At 66.8% G+C, this 19,958-nt stretch carries 22 protein-coding genes; 15 read left to right on the top strand and 7 right to left on the bottom strand.

What is annotated here, in order from left to right:
* The first annotated feature begins 20 nt into the window (after nt 1-20).
* From KZ498_RS08985 to KZ498_RS08960, 6 genes are all read left to right on the top strand, one after another.
* Entirely contained in the window at nt 21-245 is a 225-nt protein-coding gene (locus KZ498_RS08985) for a zinc ribbon domain-containing protein (RefSeq protein WP_312618348.1), read from the top strand.
* Nucleotides 246-247: 2 nt separating this feature from the next.
* On the top strand, nt 248-418 hold the full coding sequence (locus tag KZ498_RS08980; protein ID WP_312618347.1) for a hypothetical protein: 171 nt from the start codon (nt 248-250) through the stop codon (nt 416-418).
* A 259-nt stretch (nt 419-677) separates the two neighbouring features.
* Nucleotides 678-926, top strand: coding sequence for an MTH865 family protein (locus KZ498_RS08975; RefSeq protein ID WP_312618346.1), 249 nt, complete (start codon nt 678-680; stop codon nt 924-926).
* 125 nt (nt 927-1,051) lie between these two features.
* Entirely contained in the window at nt 1,052-1,201 is a 150-nt protein-coding gene (locus KZ498_RS08970) for a hypothetical protein (protein WP_312618345.1), read from the top strand.
* A gap of 63 nt (nt 1,202-1,264) precedes the next feature.
* Nucleotides 1,265-1,957: a metal-dependent transcriptional regulator gene (locus KZ498_RS08965; RefSeq protein WP_312618344.1), complete on the top strand. Its 693-nt coding sequence runs from the start codon at nt 1,265-1,267 to the stop codon at nt 1,955-1,957.
* The gene (locus tag KZ498_RS08960) at nt 1,954-2,661 is read left to right on the top strand and encodes a TMEM165/GDT1 family protein (RefSeq protein ID WP_312618343.1); all 708 of its coding nucleotides are present in this window, start codon (nt 1,954-1,956) and stop codon (nt 2,659-2,661) included. The genes KZ498_RS08965 and KZ498_RS08960 overlap by 4 nt, the downstream gene beginning before the upstream one ends.
* Before the next feature lie 66 nt (nt 2,662-2,727).
* On the opposite strand, the gene KZ498_RS08955 is transcribed toward KZ498_RS08960, so the two are convergent.
* The 3 genes from KZ498_RS08955 to KZ498_RS08945 are packed head-to-tail and all read right to left on the bottom strand — an operon-like array spanning nt 2,728 to nt 5,587.
* A complete protein-coding gene (locus KZ498_RS08955; protein WP_312618342.1) occupies nt 2,728-3,702 on the bottom strand; it encodes a metal ABC transporter permease in 975 nt (324 codons plus the stop codon).
* A complete protein-coding gene (locus tag KZ498_RS08950; protein WP_396276109.1) occupies nt 3,699-4,505 on the bottom strand; it encodes a metal ABC transporter ATP-binding protein in 807 nt (268 codons plus the stop codon). Before KZ498_RS08950 ends, KZ498_RS08955 begins: the two co-directional genes overlap by 4 nt.
* On the bottom strand, nt 4,505-5,587 hold the full coding sequence (locus KZ498_RS08945; protein WP_312618340.1) for a metal ABC transporter substrate-binding protein: 1,083 nt from the start codon (nt 5,585-5,587) through the stop codon (nt 4,505-4,507). Before KZ498_RS08945 ends, KZ498_RS08950 begins: the two co-directional genes overlap by 1 nt.
* A 155-nt stretch (nt 5,588-5,742) precedes the next feature.
* Here KZ498_RS08945 and KZ498_RS08940 point away from each other — a divergent pair, with 155 nt between their 5' ends.
* From KZ498_RS08940 to KZ498_RS08930, 3 genes are all read left to right on the top strand, one after another.
* Nucleotides 5,743-6,333: a winged helix-turn-helix transcriptional regulator gene (locus KZ498_RS08940; RefSeq protein WP_312618339.1), complete on the top strand. Its 591-nt coding sequence runs from the start codon at nt 5,743-5,745 to the stop codon at nt 6,331-6,333.
* Between the two features lie 129 nt (nt 6,334-6,462).
* On the top strand, nt 6,463-9,078 hold the full coding sequence (locus tag KZ498_RS08935; RefSeq protein ID WP_312618338.1) for a heavy metal translocating P-type ATPase: 2,616 nt from the start codon (nt 6,463-6,465) through the stop codon (nt 9,076-9,078).
* 52 nt (nt 9,079-9,130) lie between these two features.
* On the top strand, nt 9,131-10,885 hold the full coding sequence (locus KZ498_RS08930; RefSeq protein WP_312618337.1) for an AarF/ABC1/UbiB kinase family protein: 1,755 nt from the start codon (nt 9,131-9,133) through the stop codon (nt 10,883-10,885).
* Between the two features lie 30 nt (nt 10,886-10,915).
* Here KZ498_RS08930 and KZ498_RS08925 read toward each other — a convergent pair whose 3' ends face one another.
* On the bottom strand, nt 10,916-12,442 hold the full coding sequence (locus tag KZ498_RS08925; RefSeq protein WP_312618336.1) for a cryptochrome/photolyase family protein: 1,527 nt from the start codon (nt 12,440-12,442) through the stop codon (nt 10,916-10,918).
* A 169-nt stretch (nt 12,443-12,611) separates the two neighbouring features.
* Between KZ498_RS08925 and KZ498_RS08920 the strand changes: the two genes are divergently transcribed.
* A complete protein-coding gene (locus tag KZ498_RS08920) occupies nt 12,612-13,208 on the top strand; it encodes a halocyanin domain-containing protein (RefSeq protein WP_312618335.1) in 597 nt (198 codons plus the stop codon).
* Between the two features lie 22 nt (nt 13,209-13,230).
* Here the strand turns inward: KZ498_RS08920 and KZ498_RS08915 are convergent, their stop codons facing one another.
* Entirely contained in the window at nt 13,231-13,533 is a 303-nt protein-coding gene (locus KZ498_RS08915) for a hypothetical protein (RefSeq protein WP_312618334.1), read from the bottom strand.
* Entirely contained in the window at nt 13,530-13,892 is a 363-nt protein-coding gene (locus tag KZ498_RS08910; RefSeq protein WP_312618333.1) for a helix-turn-helix domain-containing protein, read from the bottom strand. The genes KZ498_RS08915 and KZ498_RS08910 overlap by 4 nt, the downstream gene beginning before the upstream one ends.
* 241 nt (nt 13,893-14,133) lie before the next feature.
* Between KZ498_RS08910 and KZ498_RS08905 the strand changes: the two genes are divergently transcribed.
* On the top strand, nt 14,134-15,018 hold the full coding sequence (locus tag KZ498_RS08905; RefSeq protein WP_312618332.1) for a halocyanin domain-containing protein: 885 nt from the start codon (nt 14,134-14,136) through the stop codon (nt 15,016-15,018).
* 25 nt (nt 15,019-15,043) lie between these two features.
* On the opposite strand, the gene KZ498_RS08900 is transcribed toward KZ498_RS08905, so the two are convergent.
* Nucleotides 15,044-15,817 (bottom strand): fumarylacetoacetate hydrolase family protein, encoded by a 774-nt coding sequence (locus tag KZ498_RS08900; RefSeq protein WP_312618331.1) that lies wholly within the window; start codon nt 15,815-15,817, stop codon nt 15,044-15,046.
* Between the two features lie 163 nt (nt 15,818-15,980).
* Here KZ498_RS08900 and KZ498_RS08895 point away from each other — a divergent pair, with 163 nt between their 5' ends.
* Genes KZ498_RS08895 through KZ498_RS08880 form a run of 4 tightly spaced genes read left to right on the top strand, consistent with a single transcriptional unit; the run spans nt 15,981 to nt 19,958 of the window.
* A complete protein-coding gene (locus tag KZ498_RS08895; RefSeq protein ID WP_312618330.1) occupies nt 15,981-16,715 on the top strand; it encodes a prephenate dehydrogenase/arogenate dehydrogenase family protein in 735 nt (244 codons plus the stop codon).
* Complete coding sequence (locus KZ498_RS08890; RefSeq protein WP_312618329.1) at nt 16,712-18,181, top strand: class I SAM-dependent methyltransferase; 1,470 nt, start codon at nt 16,712-16,714, stop codon at nt 18,179-18,181. The genes KZ498_RS08895 and KZ498_RS08890 overlap by 4 nt, the downstream gene beginning before the upstream one ends.
* Nucleotides 18,182-18,217: 36 nt before the next feature.
* Complete coding sequence (surE, locus tag KZ498_RS08885) at nt 18,218-19,027, top strand: 5'/3'-nucleotidase SurE (protein ID WP_312618328.1); 810 nt, start codon at nt 18,218-18,220, stop codon at nt 19,025-19,027.
* A gap of 7 nt (nt 19,028-19,034) precedes the next feature.
* On the top strand, nt 19,035-19,958 hold the full coding sequence (locus KZ498_RS08880; RefSeq protein WP_312618327.1) for a DMT family transporter: 924 nt from the start codon (nt 19,035-19,037) through the stop codon (nt 19,956-19,958).

Raw genomic sequence — 19,958 nt, 5'->3', positions numbered from 1 at the left:
GGGTCGAACACCCGCGTGCAATGCCCTCCAACACACACTCGGCTGACGAGCGCGGCTGTCCGAAGTGCGGCCACACCGGCACTGACGTGGGTAGCATCTCGACCACCGGCGGCGGCCTCTCGAAGATGTTCGACATCCAGACCAACCAGTTCCAGGTCGTCACGTGCACGAACTGCGGCTACTCGGAGCTGTACCGGGACACCGGGTCCGGAGGCAGTGACCTGGCGGACATCTTCCTCGGCTGACCATGCCCGCCGGAACCGGGCTGGTCGTCGTGTTCCTGCTCCTGTCACTGGCCGCGCCGCTGGTCCTCTATGCGCTGGTCCGGAGCGAACGCGACCAGCGCGTCGAGACGGACCGCGAGACGGCCGAACGGCTGGCCCGGCGCGATACGGACGACGAGAGCCGGACCCGGTGAGCAACCCGGAACCGGCCCGTCGGGTGGCCCGCCGCACCGACTTTCGCCTGTCGGAGTCGGTGTCCTACATCGCTATTGTCACTGTCGCCGACAGCAGCGGCTGTATAGATGCGTAGCCGTCCCACCATCAGGAGGCCGCTGCACACCGACCCAGCGACGCGAGGTCCAAATACCGGCGTACTCTCCAAATAAACTCAAAACAACGGGAGAGTGCCCCGATGTCGAACCTTTTATCATAATTCTCGCACAACGTCCGCCCATGGTTGATAAAGAAGACCTCCGCTCGCAGTTCGTCGAGGCGTTCGAGGACGCAGACTACCCGATATCCAGCCCGATGGACCTCGTGCCGGCACTCCCCGGCGGCCCGTCGACGAAGTTCGAATCCGGCGACTTCTCGATGACGGCGATGGAGCTGAACACCAAACTCGACGGGGAGTTCCCCTACGACACCGTTGACGAGTTCGTCGACGACGTCATGGCCTCGCTCGAAGACCAGGACCTCATCTGAGCGGCGCAAGGGTCCGCCCGCGTCTCTGATTTCTCGTCACAATCCGTGACACCGTCGAATGGCCGCGTCGGGGCCGTGCCCACCGTACCCTTGAGCTTTATCAGGGCAACGTCCCTAGCCGGGGTATGGTCGCTTTGCCGGTGGTCGAGACGCTGGTTCGGACGTTCGGACCGTTTCTCATCCCCGCAACGCTGTTCGTTCTGGGTGCCATCGGGTATCTGTTCCTGTGGCTCCTGACCCGGAAACGGCGAGAGACGTACGCCGCTGATAAGTAACGGCGTCTGTCCGGAGTTGTTGGAACCGCCAATCTTTTGCGTTAGATTCGTCTAATCTGATGTATGCTAAGTGCCAAAATGGAGGATTACCTGAAGGCGATCTATCGCCTGGAGCGGGACGGCGACCCGCCGATCTCTCCGTCTACCATCGCCGAGATGCTGGATGTCACGGCACCCACGGTCACCAGTATGGTCGAGAAGTTGGCCGACCGCGGGCTCGTCGAGCGCGAGAAGTACAAGGGCGTACGGACGACGCCGGAAGGCGAGACGGTGGCCCTAGAGATCATCCGTCACCACCGCCTGCTCGAGACGTTTCTCACCGAACAACTGGGCTACGACTGGGCCGAGGTCCACGAGGAAGCGGAGGTGCTCGAACACCACATCAGCGAGGAGTTCGAGCGCCGTGTCGCGGCCGTCCTCGACGAACCCGAGTTCGACCCCCACGGGGACCCGATTCCCAGCGACTCGCTGGACCCCATCGACGACGAGTCCGCGACGGCGCTGTCGGAACACGGGGAAGGGCGGCGACTCGAGGTCGCGCGGGTTCGGGACCGGGACCCCGACGAACTCACGTATCTCTCCGACGCCGGCATCACGCCGGGAACCGTGCTGACAATCGGAGAGGTCGCCCCCATCGGGATGGTGACGGTCCAACTAGAGAGCGGGTCGTCGGTGTCGCTACCGGACCACATCGCCGACGCGATTCAGGTCCGCGTACCGGATACGCAGGGCGAAGACGGAGTGAGCCAGGCGTGAGCGAGGCGACGTGGCTGACAGTCGTGGCGATAGCAGCCGGTGCGCAGCTGGCGGTCCTCCCCGGCGAGAAGGTCCAGTTCATCATCGCCGGCCTGTCGACGCGGTTCAACCCGTTTCTCGTCGTCAGCGCCGCGGGCACGGCCTTCGCCGGCTGGACGGCACTGGAGATCTGGTTCGGCTCCGCCATCACGTCGGTACTGCCGGGTATCGTCCTCGAGAGTCTCACCGCCGGGATGTTCCTGCTGTTCGCGGTACTGCTGGTCCGCAGTGCCCCGGCGGCCGAGACGGAGCAACTGGAACCCGCGTCCGGCTTCATTACTGACGGCGGACAGCTGGACGTCCGCGTCCCCGTCGTCGACTGGCAGGTGCCGAACAAACTCGGCGGCTTCCTGCCCATCTTCGCGATGATGGCCTTCGGCGAGTTCGGCGACAAGACCCAGCTCATTACGATCACGCTCGCCGCCCAGTACAGCGCCCACGCCAGCGCCATCTGGACCGGTGAGATGCTCGCTATCATCCCGGTGAGCCTGGCCAACGCCCTCTTTTTCCACCGCTTCGCCCATCGCTTCAACCTCCGTAAAGCTCACTTCGTCGGCGCGGGGCTGTTCCTGTTTTTCGCGGCGGATTTCGCCCTGAGCGTGACGATGGGGGTCTCGCTGTGGGAGACGATGGTCTCGGGTATCGCGGCACAGATAGGCGGCTGAGAAGCGCCGCTCTATCGCGTGATTCCGGTCCGGTTTCGGGCCCGCTGACGGGTCCCGGTCGTGCTCTCAGTCCTGGCTGATAGCGTCGAGTTCCCGCGTCTCGTCCGCAGCGGCCGTCGTCCGGAGTTTTCCGACAACTACCGAGAGGACGTATATCCCCACCGCGACGAGGACGATGACGCCGCCGGCCGTCGCGCCGGCGTAGTACGAGACACTGATGCCGAGCACCACGGCCAGTTCGGCCAGCACAATCGAGACCAGCAGCGACTCCGAGAAGCTCCGGGACACCTGCGTCGCGCCGGCGACCGGGACGACGAGCATGGCCGCGACGAGGATGACGCCCATTATCTGCATCGCGCCGACGACGACGAGCGCCGTCAGCATCACCATAATCCGGTTGTACCAGGCCACCGGGAGCCCGGAGACGGCGGCGGCAGTCTCGTCGAACGTGACGTACAGCAGCTGGTTGCGGGTGAGCGCGACCGTGCCGACGATGACGCTGAACAGGCCGAGCATGATGACCGCGTTCTCGGCGGACACCGTCGAGAGGTTCCCGAACAGGTACTGGTTGATGCCGACGGCCAGTCCGCCGGCGTTGAGGCTGATGAGGACCGTCCCCAGCGCGAACCCGGTCGAGAGGACGATCGCCATCGAGACGTCGTTGTAGGCGTCGGTCGCCTCGGAGATGAGTTCGATGAGCAGCGCCGCGATGACGGCCACGACGACTGCGGTGAGATACGGTGAGACGCCCAGTTCGAAGACGCCGTTGAGAAACAGCCCGACGGCGACGCCGGCGAAGGCCGTGTGGGCGAGGGCGTCCCCGATGAGCGCGAGCTGGCGGTGGACGAGGAAGGTCCCGATGAGCGGCGCGATGACGCCGACACACAGCCCGACGAGTATCGCCCGGTACATGAAGGTGTACTCGGGGCTGATGAGCTCCAGCCCAGTGAGGCGGTAGAGCAGTGTCAGGAGCCAGTACCAGGCTTCGAGGACCGGGAGGAACGCCTCGTAGACGCCACCGGCCGCGAACGCCACCGTCATCCGCCGCCTCCGGTCAGTGACTGCGCGCCCGTCCCGAACGCCCTGGCCAGCGCCGCGCTGTCGGTGAATTCCGTCGAGGGGCCGTCGAAGTATATCTCCCGGTTCAGACAGATGACGCGCTCCGCGTATTCGGTGACGGCCTGCAGGTCGTGTTCGATGAGCAGGACGGTGATCCCGTCGGCGTGCAGCGAGTCGAGCAGTTCGTAGAAGGCGTCGACCGATTCGGTGTCGACGCCGACTGTCGGTTCGTCCAGGACGAGCAGGTCGGCCTCGCCAGCCAGGGCTCGTGCGATGAACGCCCGCTGGCGCTGCCCGCCCGAAAGCTGCGTGATGCGCCTGTCTGCGAAGGCCGCCATCCCGACCGTGTCGATGGCCTTGTCGACGATGCGCCAGTCGGCCGCGGAGAGCCACCCGAACCCGACGTGTGGGAACCGGCCCATCTTCACCACTTCGCGGACCGTTATCGGCATCTCTCGGCTCGTCCCGGCGCGTTGGGCGACGTAGCCGACTCTGGCCCCGTCGTCGAACCCCGTCGCGTCGACGCCGAACAGTTCCGCGGTGCCCGCGTCCGGTTCCAGCAGTCCGAGCAGCAACTGCATGAGCGTCGACTTGCCGGAGCCGTTCGGCCCGACCACGGCGACGTACTCCCCGCCGTCGATACTGACGCTGATGTCTTCGACCACTGGGGTGGACGTGTACCCGAACGACACGTCGGTGAGCTCGACGACCGGCGAGTCGCTCCCCTCCGAATCGGCCGTTTCCTCGACGGTATCACCCTGTAAGAGCGAACCCAGTGACGCCATCATTCGAAGTTCCGCCAGGTCTCGTTCCAGCCGTCGGGACCCGCGTCTTCGGGTGCCGTGTTCCCCAGGACGACCTCGAACGTCGGCATGTTGATTCGGTAGGCGATCTCCTCGTAGCCCCAGTCGTTTGCCACCCACTCCTCGCGGACGCCGGCGTAGGGCGTCACCGGGTAGTAGGCCTCGACCGGTGTCTCGGCGAGCAACTGTCTCGCTGGCTTCCGCGTCTCGAACACGCCGGCCCCGATGTACCGGATGTCGTTTTCCTCGATGACCGCCTTCGCCTCGGTGATGTCCGACGGCTTCACGTCGCCGCTGGCCGCGAGGTTGACCACGAGCGGGCGCATCCTGACGCCGTAGCGCGTCCCGATGTACTGGAAGGCGTTGTGCGCCGCGAGCTGGACCACGTTCCGGTCGGCCCGGTCGAAGATATCGGCGTAGTCCGCGTCGATGCGGTCGAGGACGTCTGACTTGTACGTCTCGGCGTTGTTCCGAAGCGTGTCTTCGGCGTCCGGTGCGAGCGCGACCAGCCCCTCGGCGATGTTGTCGACCGACTGTTTCGCGCGCTGTGGGTCAAGCCAGAAATGGGGGTCCCTGGCCCTGTTCTGTCCGACCCCCTCCTCGTCGGGGTCGAGGCTCGCCGCCAGCGTTTCGAGTTCGATGCCCTCGCGGACGTTGATGAGTTCGGTATCGACGTCGTCGTCCTCGAGCGTCTGGATCGCCCGGTCCGCCCACGGCTGGAAGTCCGGGCCGACGTGGATGAACGCGTCCGCGTCGATGATGTCTCGCGTGATACTGGCGTCCGGTTCCCAGCCGTGGCCGTGCAGTCCGGTCGGGATGAGGTTCTCGACTGTTATCGGCGTCCCGCGTGCGACCTCGCGGGCGAAGTCATAGAAGCTGAAGAAAGACGCCACCGCGACCGGTCCGTCCGCGGCGCTGCCGCTCTCGTTGCTGTTTGATGCCGGCTCCGTCCCGCCGCCGGTCAGACAGCCGGCAAGGCCGGACGCGAGGGCCCCCGCTCCGGCACCGAGTGCCTGCCTGCGGGTGAGTCCTCGCGACGGCTCGCTGCAGGGTTCGATAGTCATTATACGTGAATTGCTATCGTAGAAGTATATAATTGTTAGTATCTAACCCAGAGATTAGACTACTCTAATTATCTCGCTTCCAGACCCGACGCGGCCGGCGAACTACAGACGCGAGCGGACCCAACACATAAACCGGCGCTGGAAGTTGGTCCGATATGCCCGGACTCGACGACACCGACCACGAAATCCTCCAGCTCCTGCTGGAAGACGCCAGGCGGCCCTACAGCGACATCGCCGAGCGCGTGGACCTCTCGGCCCCCGCGGTCTCCGACCGCGTCGACCGCCTCGTCGAAATGGGACTGATACAGGGCTTTACCCTCGACATCGACCGCTCGCTGCTGCAGGCCGGCGTCCCGGTCCTGATCGAGATCGACGCGAAACCGGGGCGGGCCGCCGATATCGCCGCGGCGGTCGGTGACGCCGACACCGTCGAGCGAGTCTATCGGACCGCCGGCGGCCGAGTGGTGCTGGCCGCGACCGTCTCCCAGTCCGATGCCAGCGAACTCCTCGCCGAACACGTCGCCCTGGGGGACGTGGACCGCTACGAGGTCCGAATGATTGCGGACAGCGAATGGACCGCCGGGCTGGGTGGGGCGGAGTTCGCGCCCGACTGCGCGGAGTGTGGCAACACCGTCGACGAGGAGGGCGAACAGCGCACGCTCGACGGCGAGCGGTACTACTTCTGCTGTGGCTCCTGTGCCGAACGGTTCGTCGAACAGTACGAATCGTTGAAAGAAGGGGCCTGAAATCCGACCTTGAGTTCAGAATCGTAGTCCGCCGGCGCTGTGAGTTCAGTCCTGGAGGAAATATCCGAGTCTGACTTTCGAACCAAAGGGACAAACCGCATGAACGAGGGGTGCCTACAGTAAGACAACATGAGTGAACGGACCACCCGTCTCGAACTGACGGGGATGAGCTGTGCCAACTGCGCGGGCACCATCGAGGAGTCGGTGGGCGAGCTCGAGGGAGTCGCGTCCGTCGACGCGAACTACGCCACCGACGAGGGGAGCGTCGAGTACGACCCAGACGTGGTATCGCTCGCCGATATCGTCGCCGCCGTCCAGGACGCCGGCTACGGCGTGGCGACGGAGACGGTGACCGTCGGCATCACCGACATGTCGTGTGCGAACTGCGCGGAGACCAACGAGGAGGCGCTCGAAGCGACTGCGGGGGTCATCGAAGCCAGCGTGAACTACGCCACTGATGAGGCCCAGGTCACGTACAACCCGGCCGACGTGTCGCGTGCGGACCTCTACGACGCCATCGAGTCCGCCGGCTACACGCCCGTGAGAGAGGGCAGCGGGAGTGAGAGCGGCGGCGACGGCGGTGAGCAGTCCGGCGCCGACCGCAGGGCCGCCGCGCGCGACGAGGAGACGCGCCGACAGCTCCGGCTCACACTGTTCGGAGCGGTGTTGTCGGCGCCGCTCTTGCTGTTCATGGCGGACCACCTGTTCTCGCTCGGAATCGTCGGCGAGACGGTTCTGGGGGTTCCCCAGGGCTGGGTCGCCTTCGCGCTGGCGACACCAGTCCAGATTCTGCTGGGCAAGCCCTTCTACGAGAACTCCTACAAGGCGCTGGTCAACAACCGCCGGGCCAACATGGACGTGCTCATCGCCCTGGGGTCCTCGACAGCGTACCTCTACTCGGTGGCCGCGCTGTCTGGCCTCATCGCGAGCACGGGGCTGTACTTCGACACGGCCGCGCTGATTCTCGTGTTCATCACGCTCGGGAACTACCTCGAGGCCCGCTCGAAGAGCCAGGCCGGGGCCGCCATCCAGCAACTGCTCGAGATGGAGGCCGACACGGCGACAGTCGTCCGCGACGACGGCAGCGAGGAGGAGGTCCCTATCGACGAGGTCGCGGTCGGCGACCGGCTGAAAGTCCGGCCCGGCGAGAAGATTCCGACGGACGGCGTCGTGGTCGACGGCGACTCGGCCGTCGACGAGTCGATGGTGACCGGCGAGTCCGTCCCGGTCGAGAAAGGTGCGGGCGACGAAGTCATCGGCTCGACGGTGAACCAGAACGGCGTCCTCGAAGTCGAGGCGACGAAGGTCGGCGCGGAGACCGCCATCCAGCAGATCGCCGAGCGGGTCCGGCAGGCCCAGTCCCGCCAGCCCGACATCCAGAACGTCGCCGACCGCATCTCGGCGTACTTCGTCCCGGCGGTCATCGCTAACGCCGTCCTCTGGGCGGTGCTGTGGGCGGTCGCGCCGGAGACGCTGGCGGCCGTCGTCGACGCGCTCCCGCTGTGGGGGCTGGCCGCGGGCGGCCCGGCCGGCGTCGGCGTCTCGGAGTTCGCCGTCGTCGTGTTCGCCTCCGCCGTGCTCATCGCCTGCCCCTGCGCGCTGGGGCTTGCGACGCCCGCCGCGACGATGGTCGGGACGGCCATCGGCGCGCGCAACGGCGTCCTGTTCAAGGGCGGCGACGTGCTCGAACGGGTCCACGAGGTCGACACCGTCGTCTTCGACAAGACGGGGACGCTGACGAAAGGCGAGATGGAACTGACCGACGTCGAAGTCGTCGGGCCGGCCGCCGACGGTGGCACGCTCCGACCCGAGAGCGAACTGACCGAGGCGTTCGTCCTCGAAGTCGCCGCCGGCGCCGAACACGCCAGCGAGCACCCGCTTGCCGAGGCTATCGTCGAGGGCGCTCGCGAGCGCGGCATCGAGGTCGAAGACCCCGAGGCGTTCGAGAACGTCCCCGGACAGGGCGTGCAAGCGACGACGAGGCACGGTCGCGTCCTCGTGGGCAACCGGAAACTGCTGTCGGAGGCCGGCGTCGACACCGCACCGGCAGAGGAGCGGATGGACGCCCTCGAACGCGAGGGCAAGACGGCGATGCTGGTCGCACTGGCAGAGGGCGCCGCGACGGAGGACGACCCGGACTACCGGCTCATCGGCATCGTCGCGGACGCCGACACGGTCAAACCGTCCGCGAAGGCCGCCGTCAGCGGGCTGCGTGAGCGCGGACTCGGCGTCTGGCTCATCACCGGCGACAACGAGCGGACCGCCCGCGCCGTCGCCGAGGAGGTCGGTATCGACCCCGACAACGTGATGGCCGACGTGCTGCCTGAGGACAAAGCCGACGCAGTGGATGACCTCCAGACAGACGGCGGCCAGGCCATGATGGTCGGCGACGGGGTCAACGACGCGCCGGCGCTGGCGGCCGCGAGCGTCGGCTGTGCCATCGGCTCGGGCACCGACGTGGCAATCGAGGCCGGCGACGTGACCCTGCTCCGGGACGACCCCGCCGACGTGGTGAAGGCTATCCGGATCTCCGAGGCGACGCTCCGGAAAATCAAGCAGAACCTCTTCTGGGCGCTGGGCTACAACACGGTGATGATTCCGCTGGCATCGCTTGGACTCCTCCAGCCGGTGCTGGCCGCCGCCGCGATGGCCGCCTCGTCCGTGTCCGTGCTCGCAAACAGCCTCGCGTTCCGCCGGTACACGCCGGACTCGGAGTACCGCCTGTTCGGCTTCCTTCGTCGCTGAGCGGGACCCGTCTCCAGCAGACTCATTTGTGGCCGGGCCTCACTTGTCAACAGTGACTGCCGAGGACCGTGTCGCCGACGAGCCGCCGGGGGGGACAGTGGCACAGCCGGGCGGTGTCGGCGTTCGGCTCCGGGCCCTCTGGCGGGCGCTCGTCATCGTCTGGCAGTTCGTCCCGCTGCTCTGGCAGTGGGGCCGTGACCGCAAGCGGTTTCTCCTGTTCGGTCGGTCCCGGACAGTGGCCCCCGAGGCGCGGACGCGGCGCGCCCGCTACCTGAAGGACACCTTCGTCGACCTCGGCCCGGCCTTTATCAAGCTCGGACAGATGCTGTCGACCCGGCCCGACGCCCTGCCGCGGGCGTACGTCGACGTGCTCTCGGAGCTCCAGGACAACGTCCCGCCGGACGCGTGGGCCACCATCGAGCCCGTCATCGAGCGGGAGCTGGGCGACGACATCGACGCGCTGTTCGAGGAATTCGACACCACGGCGATCTCCGGGGCCTCGCTCGGGCAGGTGTACGAGGCGCGAATCGACGGCCAGCGGGTCGCGGTGAAAGTGCTTCGACCGAACATCAGAACGCGCGTCGAGTCGGACCTGCGCGTGCTGTCGACGCTGCTGCCGGTGCTCACCTACGGTGCGGACCCGGGCCAGGCGTTCACCCTCGAGAACCTCACGGAGGAGTTCGCGTCGACTGTCCGCCGAGAGATGGACTACGGCCACGAGGCGCGGATGCTCCGTGAGATCGGCGACAACTTCGCAAACGACGACCACATCGCCATCCCGGACGTCGTCGAGAGCTACTCGACGGACCGCGTGCTGACGATGACGTATCTCGACGGCGTGAAAATCGACGACGTGGAGCGCCTGGACGAACTCGGCATCGACCGCCCGGCGCTCGTCCGCCGGCTCGAAGAGGTGTACATCCAGATGATCGTCGAGGACGGCCTCTTTCATGCCGACCCCCATCCAGGCAACCTGGCGGTCCAGCCCGACGGGACGCTCGTCTTCTATGACTTCGGGATGACCGGCTACCTCGGTCCGAAGACACAGGAGCAGCTACTGGATTTCTACGTCGGGCTGGCCACCGACGACGTCGACCGCGTGATGGACGCCTTCGTCGAGATGGGCGCACTGGACCCGATGGCCGACCGCGACGTGATGCGGGAGGCCTTCGACATCGTCATCGAGCAGTTCCGCGGCGAGGACATCAGCGAGTACCGCATCGAGCAACTGGTCGGTCAGTTCGAGACGCAGCTGTACGAGTTCCCGATGCGCCTGCCACAGGACCTGGCGCTGGTGGTTCGCGTGACGACGGTCCTCGAGGGCGTCTGTCGCACGCTCGACCCCGAGTTCGACTTCATCGAGATTATTTCAGACTACGTCATGGAACAGGGCGCTGGCGAGGACGTCCGGGAGCGGGTGAAAACGGAGATACAGGAGGTAGTGACGTCGTCGACACGGTCAGCGGTGCGGACTGCGCCGAAGCTGGAGGACGCACTCGACAGGGTTGAGCGCGAAGAACTGCTCGTCAGGACCGTCCTGCAGGACAACGACGGCCTGAGTCGTCGGCTCGCAAAGCGGCTCCTACTCGGTATCGTCGCCAGTGCGGGGGTGCCGGTGAGTGCCTACCTCTACACCGTAAGCGGGCTCCAGTCCGCCGGGGTCGCGCTGGGCGGGAGCGCGGCGGTGCTCGGAGTTCTCGCCTGGTCGTTCCGCCGACGCCGCGGGCCGGCGCTGTCGTCGCCGCAGTTCACCCGCCACGAGATGCAACAGCGGCAGGCAGCCGAGCCGGCGGAGAGAGACGGGTAGCCGAGCGGCGGTCGCTGCATAGGGTCGTGCTCAGAGCTCGCCAGCGGCCGCCATCTCCCGGATCTCCGTGGCCCGCTCGCGTATCTCCGCGAGTTCCGCCTCGCTTTTGTTGTCGACGTGGCTGTACATCAGCCCTATCCGGTGGTTCGACCGGAGCGTGTCCTCGTTGCGGTCGAGAAAGTCCCAGTACAGTGCGTTGAACGGGCACGCCCCGTCGCCGGTCGTCTTCGTCTTGTAGTACGGACAGCCCGAGCAGTAGTCGCTCATCTTGTCCACGTAGTTCGCCGACGAGGCGTAGGGTTTCGTGGCGAACACGCCCGCGCCGTACAGCCCCATCTCGACGACGTTGGGCGTCGTCACCCAGTGGAACGCGTCGACGTAGCCGGCGTGGAACCAGCGGTTCAGCTGCGTCGGCTCGACGCCGTAGATGAGCCCGAAGTTCGCGAGAACCATCAGCCGCTCGATGTGGTGTGAGTAGCCCCGTTCTCGGACCCCATCGACAACGTCGGAGAGACAGGCCATGTCGGTGTTGCCGTCCCAGTAGAAATCGGGCAGGGCCTCGCTCGCGCCGAGCTGGTTCGCCTCGGCCAGGGCCGGCATCTCCCGCCGGTAGACGTGCCGGAGGAACTCGCGCCAGCCCAGCACCTGTCGGACGAACCCCTCGACGCTGTTCAGGGGAGCGCTGTCGTCCTCGTAGGCGGCGATGGCGCGTTCGATGACCTCGTCGGGACCCAGGAGTCCCAGGTTGAGCGACGTGGAGAGCAGGCTGTGGCTCATCGCCCACTCCCCGTCCAGCATGGCGTCCTGGTACGGGCCGAACTCCGGGAGTCGGTGCGTAACGAAGTGGTCGAGCGCACGGACGGCCTGCCGGCGGGTAACCGGCCAGCGGAACGGTTCGGGGTCGGCCCAGTCGCCGCCGTACGGCCGCTCGTCGTAGCTTCCCTCGAAGGTCGCATCCACCCACTCGATGACAGCCTCGGTGACTGCGTCGGGCTCGAACTGCGGTGGCTCCGGCGGCGTCCAGCCGTCCGGCGGCGTCTCCCGGTTCTGGTCGTCGTAGTTCCACTCGCCGCCGACGGGGTCGCCGTCCGCCATCAGGTAGCCGGTCTCCCGGCGCATGAACCGGTAGAACTCCTCGTGTCGGTAGCGGCCGTCCCCGGCCCACTCGTCGAACTGCGACGGGGAGCAGCAGAACCGCTCGTCGGGGACGAACTCGACCGTGCCGCCGGCGTCGGCCACCAGCGATTCGAGTCGCGCCCGTGCGGACGCTGTCTGTGGCCGGTGGGTTACGAGCGTGTCGTCCGGGTTGGCCTCGACGTGTGCCGCCAGCCCGTCTTCGAAGGTCTCTGTCCGGTGGTACTGAACCGTCCGGCCCTCGTCACGGAGTTCGTCCCGGAAATGCCGCATCGCACTGAACAGCAGCACCAGCTTGTGTGGGTGGTACGGCAGTTTGCGGGCGAACGACTCCGCTTCTATCAGGAGCACCGGCTCCTCGGGCCGGTTGACGAGGGGGCCGGACCGGCGGACGAGGTGGTCGCCGCGAAGCCAGACAGTCATTTTCGGACGGACACTCCCATTGGAGAACATGGGGCCGCTATCCGCATCAATCCCCGTCCGAACTGTGTCGGTATCGTGGTGCCGCGGAGCGGTGCCAACCTCAATTATTGTTCCTTGACAAGCGACAGGAACGACTCTCTTATAAGTGCACAGTCATAACCCTAGCCGCATGACAGACGACCTCGACAGGCGGACGTTCATCCGCACGACGGCGGCCGTATCAGGCGCTGGACTGCTTGCTGGCTGTGGCGGGTCCGGCGGCGACGGCGGTAGTGGCGGTGATGGTGACAGTGGCGGCGATGGTGACAGTGGCGAAACGGAAGCCACCGAAACCGAGGAGATGGAGACCACTGAAGCCGAGGAGATGACGGCCACCGAGAGCAACGGTGGGATGGAGACCGTCGAAGCGTCGAGCGAGGTGGCGGACTACGTCGGCGACTCGTCCAATTTCGACGGGAACACCGTCGTGATGACCGGCCAGGACGAGGTCTCCGTCGCAGTCGGTGCCGAGGGGAACGGCGGCGCGTTCGCCTTCGACCCGCCCGCGGTGAAGGTCTCGACCGGCACGACGGTCGTCTGGGAGTGGACCGGTGAGGGCGGCGGCCACAACGTCGTCTCCGAGGGCGAGGGCCCGCTCGACTCGGGCTCGGCCGTCGCAGAGGAAGGGACCACCTACGAGTACACATTCGACGAAGCCGGGACCTACCTCTACAACTGTGTGCCCCACGTCGCGCTGGGCATGAAAGGCGCCATCGTCGTCGAGTAACGCGACGGCCGGCGGTCAGTTTTTATCGTGTCACCGGCCCGGAGCGACTGGTGACATACAGCGAGTACGCGATGACTGCGAAGCCGACGGCGGTGAGCGCGTTCTCGAAGATGAGTGCCGCGTTAGTGCTCAGACCGAACAGCTGGTCCGCGACGCCGGCGACGAGCGATCCGGCGGTGATGGTCCCGAATCCGACGGCGAGATGCCTGAGTCCGGTCGCCCGCGTTCTCAGCGCCGCGCGGGCGGCGAAGTAGGTGATGAGCCCGCCGAGCAACACTGTCAGGGTCTTGAATCCGACGACGACGAGTGGGATATCTCCGTTCATAGTTCCTCGCTGACGCGTGACCACAGGAGTGCGAGCCGGTCGCTCGGCCTCTCCTCGGCCGGTAAGACATCGACCCCGAAAGCGCCGTCGGCGCCGATGTCGACGAACACCCCGCCACAGTCCCGGACGTACGCCGTCGCGTGATGCCCGTCGGCGCGCACCTCCGTCTTTTCGGCCACCAGCTCGGCCTCGCTCAACTGTTCGAGCTTCCGGTACGTGCTCGTCTGGGGCAGGTCACAGACAGCGGCGACCTGTTTGGCTGGCAGCGGCTCGTCGAGCGCCCTGAGTATGTCGCGACAGTCAGGGTCGGCGAGGGCGTCGAACAGCGCCTGCGTCTCGCTCGCGTCGTTGTGTGCCACGGAGACCTCTCGGGGGAGGGGCGGTCGGGGTGGTTCTGCGGGCGGTTCGGTTCCGATATGACCGTCCAGCGACGTGAAACTGTGGGACGCTGTTGCCCGACGTCCCGCGATATCCAGGTATCGGTTCCCGGTATCTGTCTAAAATATAAAACACTATCAAATAAAGGGTGACCGTTCGTTTCCAGAATCTGGAAAGGAGACACCCCCTTTTCTATCCCGGAACGGCAACGGCTAGCGTGCCATGCGACCGCCCTCCACCCGCAGACAGTTCCTCGCAAGCACAGGGTTGACAGCGCTCGCCGTTACCGCCGGCTGTGTCTCCTCGGGTAGTTCAGACCCGGCTACGGGCGGTGGAACCGAAACCGAGACTGCAACTGCTACCGACACAGCAACGCCGGAATCGACGCCAGAGTCCCTCGAAGCGTGGCTCGACGACGCCAACGGCTACGACGGCGAGGCTCGCCGCTTCGGGCCCGAGTCCCGACCGACGGTCATGGTCGGCGAGGAGACGGACGGCGGACTGGCGTTCGACCCACCGGTCATCGAAGTCCCGCCGATGACGCTCGTCCGGTGGGACTGGACCGGGCACGGCGGCCAGCAGAACGTGGTCGCCCTCGACGGTACTTTCGACAGCGGCCGGACGAACGCCCAGTCCGGGACGGGGTATCGGTACTTCTTCGAGGAGACCGGCGAGCACCGCTACGTCTCCGAACCGCATCGCGACGGCGGCATGAAAGGCGCTGTCATCGTCAAAGAGCCACCGTCGTCCGGTAATTCAGCGGTCGACGAGTGGCTCGCAGCGGCGAGTAACTTCGACGGCACCATCGCCGACCGCACCGACACCGACACCGCAACGGTCACCGTCGGAGCCGAAGGTAACGGCGGCCGGTTCGCCTTCGACCCACCCGCACTGAGGATTTCGACCGGAGCGACCGTCCGCTGGGACTGGACCGGCGACGGCGGCCCGCACAACATCGTCTCCAGGGGCGACGGGCCGCTCGATACGGAACTCGTCGTCGACGAGGGGAGCGCCTACGAGCACACGTTCGAGGAGACCGGAACCTACCTGTACTCGTGTAAACCGCACGAGAGTCTCGGGATGCGAGGCGCAATCGTCGTGGAGTAGCCACGGAGCCGGCGTCTCGGCCCGCCTACGGAATCTTGACGGTGTGTCTGAGCGTCCCGATGCCCTCTATCTCGACCTCGACCTCGTCACCGTCTTCCATCGGACCGACGCCCTCGGGCGTCCCCGTGGCGATGACGTCGCCCGGTTCCAGCGTCATGTACGAGGTTATCTCCGCGATCAGTTCGGGGACCGAGAAGATGAGATGCTCGCGGGAGGAGGACTGTTTCGTCTCGCCGTTCAGTCGGAGTTCGATGCTGGCGTCCTCGGGGACGTGTTCCGGCGTCGCGACGAGCGGGCCGATTGGGCAAGCGTTGTCGAAGGCCTTCCCGCGGACCCAGTTCTGCTCTATCTCCTGGTCGTCGCGGTTCGAGATGTCGTTGACGCAGGTGTACCCCGCGACGACGTCCATCGCGCCCGACTCGCTGACGTTCTTGCACTGCTCGCCGATGACGACGCCGAGTTCGGCCTCGTAGTCGATACGCTCTTTCCCCGAGGGCAGCGTGAGGTGCTTGCCGTGAGACGCGACAGCGTTGGGGGCTTTGAGAAACAGCATCGGCCTGTCCGGGAGGTCCGAGCCCATCTCGTCGGCGTGGTCGGCGTAGTTGCGCCCGATACAGACGACTTTCGTCGGTTCGCAGGGCGGGAGGATGTCCACCTCGTCGGGGTCGTAGGACTCGTCGCCGAAGGCGATGCGGCCGTACGGTCCGGCGGCGGCGGTCACGACGGGCTCGCCGTCCTCGACGGTCCAGCGGCCCCCACGGACGTTCCCCGCAGTGTCACGGAATCGAACGCGCTTCATGTCACCGTTCTCTCAGGGCCGACAGATAAGCGTTTAGGAGGGGGAAACCGGACCACAGCGGGCTATTCGACGGCTGTCTACCCGGGCATCGTCACGTGCGGTGTCCCACCGGCAGGGAGTGTGACCGAACGGCTTTTGAGACGGGCCGGGCTACGCTGGGCCGATGAACGTCCTCGTCGTCGGCGCGGGCGCGATGGGCCGGTGGTTCGCGCGCACAGTCCGGACCCACGCCGGCGCGTCCGTCGCCTTCACCGACATCGACCAGTCGGCTGCCGAAGCCGCTGCCGACGCGGTCGGCGGGCGCGCCGTCGCCAGCGACGCGGCTGAGACCTTCGACGTGGTCTGTGTCGCGGTGCCGATGCCCGTCGCCGAGACGGCCATAGACGAGTTCGCGCCGCTGGCAACGGGTGCAATCGTCGACGTGACCGGGAGCATGGCCGGCCCCGTCGCGGCGATGCGGGCGGCGATGCCCGACGGCCAGCGACTGAGCCTTCACCCGCTGTTCGCCCCCGAGAACGCGCCCGGCAACGTCGCCGTCGTCGCCGACGCGTCGGGACCCGCCGCTGACGCCGTCGTCGACGCGCTGGCCGCGGCCGGGAACGACTGCTTCGAGACGACGGCGGCGGAACACGACGAGGCCATGGAGACGGTCCAGGCCAGCGCCCACGCGGCCGTACTCGCGTTCGCGATGGCCGCCGCCGACGTGCCCGACCGGTTCCAGACGCCGGTTTCGGCCGGCCTGTTCGACCTCGTCGAGCAGGTCACCGGCGGCGACCCGCGGGTGTACGCCGACATCCAGGCGGCCTTCGACGGCGCGGACGCGGTCGCCGACGCCGCCAGGGAACTCGCCGACGCCGACGCGGACGCGTTCGAACGGCTCTACGAGCAACTCTCATGAACCAGGACACACGTCAGCAGATACGCGAGAACGCCCAGTACCTCCGTAACGTCCGGCCGCTTGACCCCGAGGAGCTACAGGAGTACGTCGAGGGACAGCCCCACCCCGCCGTCGTCCGGCAGGTGCTCCGGGAGGAGGCGTTCGACCTGGGCATCGTCGAGCAGGACGACGGGACCTTCGTTCCGGCGCCCGAGGGGCGGCTCTCGGTGGACTTCCACGGCGTCGAGCGGTTCCCCGACCGCTACGAACAGCAGGTCATGGAACTCCTTACGGAGTGGGGCGGAGCGGACTGGTACGGCGGCGAACGCGGTGACGAGCTCCGCGAGCGCATCCGCGATATCAAAGAGCGGTATCTCCAGGGCCAATCCGTCGAGTACGACGAACTGACGGCGCTTGGCTACGCCGTCTACCACCTGCCGGACTACTACGCCGTGGCGAAGTACGTCCTCGCGGACCTCGCCGCGGACGGGCTGCTCCCGTCACAGCTCCGGGTGCTTGACGTGGGGGCCGGCGTCGGCGGCCCGGCGCTCGCCCTGCGGGACCTGCTGCCGGACGACGCCCTGCTTGAGTACCACGCCGTCGAGCCCAGCGCCGCCGCCGACGTGCTTGCGACCCTATTGGATGACAGCGGCCAGAACGTCCGCTGGGAGATTCACCGGGCGCTCGCCGAGGAGTTCGACCCGTCGTCGCCGCTTGTCGGCGACGACAGCAGTGGCGACGAAGAGAGCAGTGCCGACGGCAGCACTGACACCGAGGGATACGACCTCATCATCTTCGGCAACGTCCTCAGCGAACTCGACGACGCGGCGGCGACGCTGTATCGATACGTCGAGGCACTTTCCGACGACGGGACGCTGCTTGCGCTGGCCCCGGCCGACCGGAACACGGCGATACAGCTCCGAACAGTCGAACGCGAGGTGGCCGACGGCGGCCCGGCGACGGTGTACGGGCCGACGGTGCGGCTCTGGCCCCACCAATCGCCCGACAGCGAGTCGTGGTCGTTCGACCGGAAACCGGACATCGAGGTGCCGACGATGCAACAGCGCCTCGACGACCCTGCGGGCGGGACCGGCGAGTTCGTCAACACGGACGTGCAGTACGCCTACAGCGTTCTGCGGACGGACGGCCAGCGAAAGCACGACGTGACGCCCGACCGGGGCATCCACGCGCCGATGGCCGACGCCGAGAACTACGTCACCGACCGGGTGAACTTCCTGGGTGTGAAACTCAGCCACGACCTCGCCGAGCGGGAGGGCGCGAACCCGCTGTACCTGCTGGGCGACGGCAGCCAGAAAGTCGACCACTTCGCCGTCCTCACCGAGGCGTCGATACTGAACGAGGACCTCCGGACGGCCGACTACGGCGACCTGCTGTCTTTCGAGAACGCCCTGGTGCTCTGGAACGACGACGAGGCCGCGTACAACGTCGTCGTCGACGGCGAGACGGTCGTCGACCGGGCCCGCTAACGGTGGGCTTTTCTCGAAGACGACCTGACGGAGCGTATGGACGAGCCGACGATTCTGCTGACAAACGACGACGGCATCGAGAGCGCCGGCCTCCGGGCGGTGTACGACGGTCTCTCGACAGTCGGCGACGTGACTGCAGTCGCCCCGGCGGAGGACCAGAGCGCGGTCGGCCGGGCTATCTCGCACGAGGTGACCGTTCACGAGCACGAGCTCGGATACGCCGTCGAGGGGACCCCGTCGGACTGCGTCGTGGCGGGGCTCGAGGCGCTCGTCACAGACACCGACCTCGTCGTCGCGGGCTGTAACCGCGGAGCGAACCTCGGCGCGTACGTCCTCGGTCGCTCCGGGACCGTCAGCGCCGCCGTCGAGGCCACCTTCTTCGACGTGCCGGCGATGGCCGTCTCGATGTACATCCCGGTCCGCGAGGACGCCGCCTTCTCTGATATCGAGGCCAACGGTGACAGCTACGGCGAGGCCGTCAAGGCGACGACCTACCTCGCCGACCACGCCGTCGACGCCGGCGTGTTCGAACAGTGTGACTACCTGAACATCAACGCCCCTGTCGCCGAATGGGGCGACGCGCCGATGACGGTCACGCGACCGTCCCGCCTGTACGAGATGGACGCCGTCCAGGAGGGCGACGCCGTGACGCTCCACGACCGCATCTGGGAGCACATGGCCGAGGGCGACGTCCCCGACCCCGAGGGGACCGACCGCCGCGCCGTCGTCGACGGGCAGGTCAGCGTCTCGCCGCTGACTGCACCGCACACGACGGAACACCACGAGGCCCTGGACGCCATCGCGGAGACGTACGAGCCGGGAGACGACGGCGAGGCGGCCGACTGAGCGGCCGATGCGGTTCCGCAACGCCATCCTCTTCGTCGCGCTCGCTGTCGCCTGGGGGAGCGCCTTCACCGCCATCAAGGCCGGGCTGGAGTACTTTCCGCCCGTCCTGTTTGCGGCGTTCCGGTACGACCTCGCCGGACTGTTGATGCTCGGCTACGCGGTGTACGCCACCGACCAGTGGGTCCCGCAGGGTCGCACCGACTGGACCGTCGTTGGTATCGGCGGGTCGCTCATGATAGCCGCGTACCATATCTTCCTGTTCGTCGGCGAGCAGGGAACCACCAGTGCCGCCGCCGCTATCGTCGTCAGCCTCTCGCCGATTCTCACGACCGGATTCGCGCGTGCGCTCCTCCCGGACGAACGGCTCACGGCGCTGGGCATCGTCGGTCTCCTCGTGGGGTTCGTCGGTGTCGGCGTCCTCAGCAACCCCGACCCGTCGAACCTCCTCGACCCCCGAACCGTGTCGCTGTTTCTGGTGTTCCTCGCGGCCACGTCATTTGCCCTCGGGAGCGTGCTGACCCGGCGGTTCGACGACGACCTGGAGATAGAGACGATGGAAGCGTGGTCGATGCTCCTCGGTGCGGTGCTCATGCACGGCGTCAGTCTCGGTGCCTCCGAATCGATTGCTGATGTCCGGTGGACTGCCGATGCCGTGCTGGCCCTGCTGTATCTGGTCGTCGTCGCCAGCGCGCTGGGCTTTCTCATCTACTTCGACCTGCTGGAGCGGCTCGGGCCCATCGAAATCAACCTCGTCTCCTACGCCGCGCCGGTCGTTGCCGCCGCCACTGGACTGCTGTTCCTCGGTGAGACGCCGACGGTACACACGGGTGTCGGCTTCGTCTGTATCCTCCTCGGGTTCGCGCTGTTGAAGCGGGACGCGCTGCGAAACGAGGTTACGCGGTTGGGCAGTGCGCCGAACCGCGGGGAGTGA

Source organism: Haloarcula sp. 1CSR25-25 (assembly GCF_032027985.1).
Classification (GTDB): Archaea; Halobacteriota; Halobacteria; order Halobacteriales; family Haloarculaceae; genus Haloarcula.
This window is presented reverse-complemented; position numbering and strand designations above follow the sequence as displayed.

Bases quoted from the DNA above. Each gene is read 5' to 3' on its own strand.
- KZ498_RS08985 (WP_312618348.1), top strand. From the start codon at position 21: ATGCCCTCCAACACACACTCGGCTGACGAGCGCGGCTGTCCGAAGTGC.
- KZ498_RS08980 (WP_312618347.1), top strand. From the start codon at position 248: ATGCCCGCCGGAACCGGGCTGGTCGTCGTGTTCCTGCTCCTGTCACTG.
- KZ498_RS08975 (WP_312618346.1), top strand. From the start codon at position 678: ATGGTTGATAAAGAAGACCTCCGCTCGCAGTTCGTCGAGGCGTTCGAG.
- KZ498_RS08970 (WP_312618345.1), top strand. From the start codon at position 1,052: ATGGTCGCTTTGCCGGTGGTCGAGACGCTGGTTCGGACGTTCGGACCG.
- KZ498_RS08965 (WP_312618344.1), top strand. From the start codon at position 1,265: ATGCTAAGTGCCAAAATGGAGGATTACCTGAAGGCGATCTATCGCCTG.
- KZ498_RS08955 (WP_312618342.1), bottom strand. From the start codon at position 3,702: ATGACGGTGGCGTTCGCGGCCGGTGGCGTCTACGAGGCGTTCCTCCCG.
- KZ498_RS08950 (WP_396276109.1), bottom strand. From the start codon at position 4,505: ATGGCGTCACTGGGTTCGCTCTTACAGGGTGATACCGTCGAGGAAACG.
- KZ498_RS08945 (WP_312618340.1), bottom strand. From the start codon at position 5,587: ATGACTATCGAACCCTGCAGCGAGCCGTCGCGAGGACTCACCCGCAGG.
- KZ498_RS08940 (WP_312618339.1), top strand. From the start codon at position 5,743: ATGCCCGGACTCGACGACACCGACCACGAAATCCTCCAGCTCCTGCTG.
- KZ498_RS08935 (WP_312618338.1), top strand. From the start codon at position 6,463: ATGAGTGAACGGACCACCCGTCTCGAACTGACGGGGATGAGCTGTGCC.
- KZ498_RS08925 (WP_312618336.1), bottom strand. From the start codon at position 12,442: ATGACTGTCTGGCTTCGCGGCGACCACCTCGTCCGCCGGTCCGGCCCC.
- KZ498_RS08920 (WP_312618335.1), top strand. From the start codon at position 12,612: ATGACAGACGACCTCGACAGGCGGACGTTCATCCGCACGACGGCGGCC.
- KZ498_RS08915 (WP_312618334.1), bottom strand. From the start codon at position 13,533: ATGAACGGAGATATCCCACTCGTCGTCGTCGGATTCAAGACCCTGACA.
- KZ498_RS08905 (WP_312618332.1), top strand. From the start codon at position 14,134: ATGCGACCGCCCTCCACCCGCAGACAGTTCCTCGCAAGCACAGGGTTG.
- KZ498_RS08900 (WP_312618331.1), bottom strand. From the start codon at position 15,817: ATGAAGCGCGTTCGATTCCGTGACACTGCGGGGAACGTCCGTGGGGGC.
- KZ498_RS08895 (WP_312618330.1), top strand. From the start codon at position 15,981: ATGAACGTCCTCGTCGTCGGCGCGGGCGCGATGGGCCGGTGGTTCGCG.
- KZ498_RS08890 (WP_312618329.1), top strand. From the start codon at position 16,712: ATGAACCAGGACACACGTCAGCAGATACGCGAGAACGCCCAGTACCTC.
- surE (WP_312618328.1), top strand. From the start codon at position 18,218: ATGGACGAGCCGACGATTCTGCTGACAAACGACGACGGCATCGAGAGC.
- KZ498_RS08880 (WP_312618327.1), top strand. From the start codon at position 19,035: ATGCGGTTCCGCAACGCCATCCTCTTCGTCGCGCTCGCTGTCGCCTGG.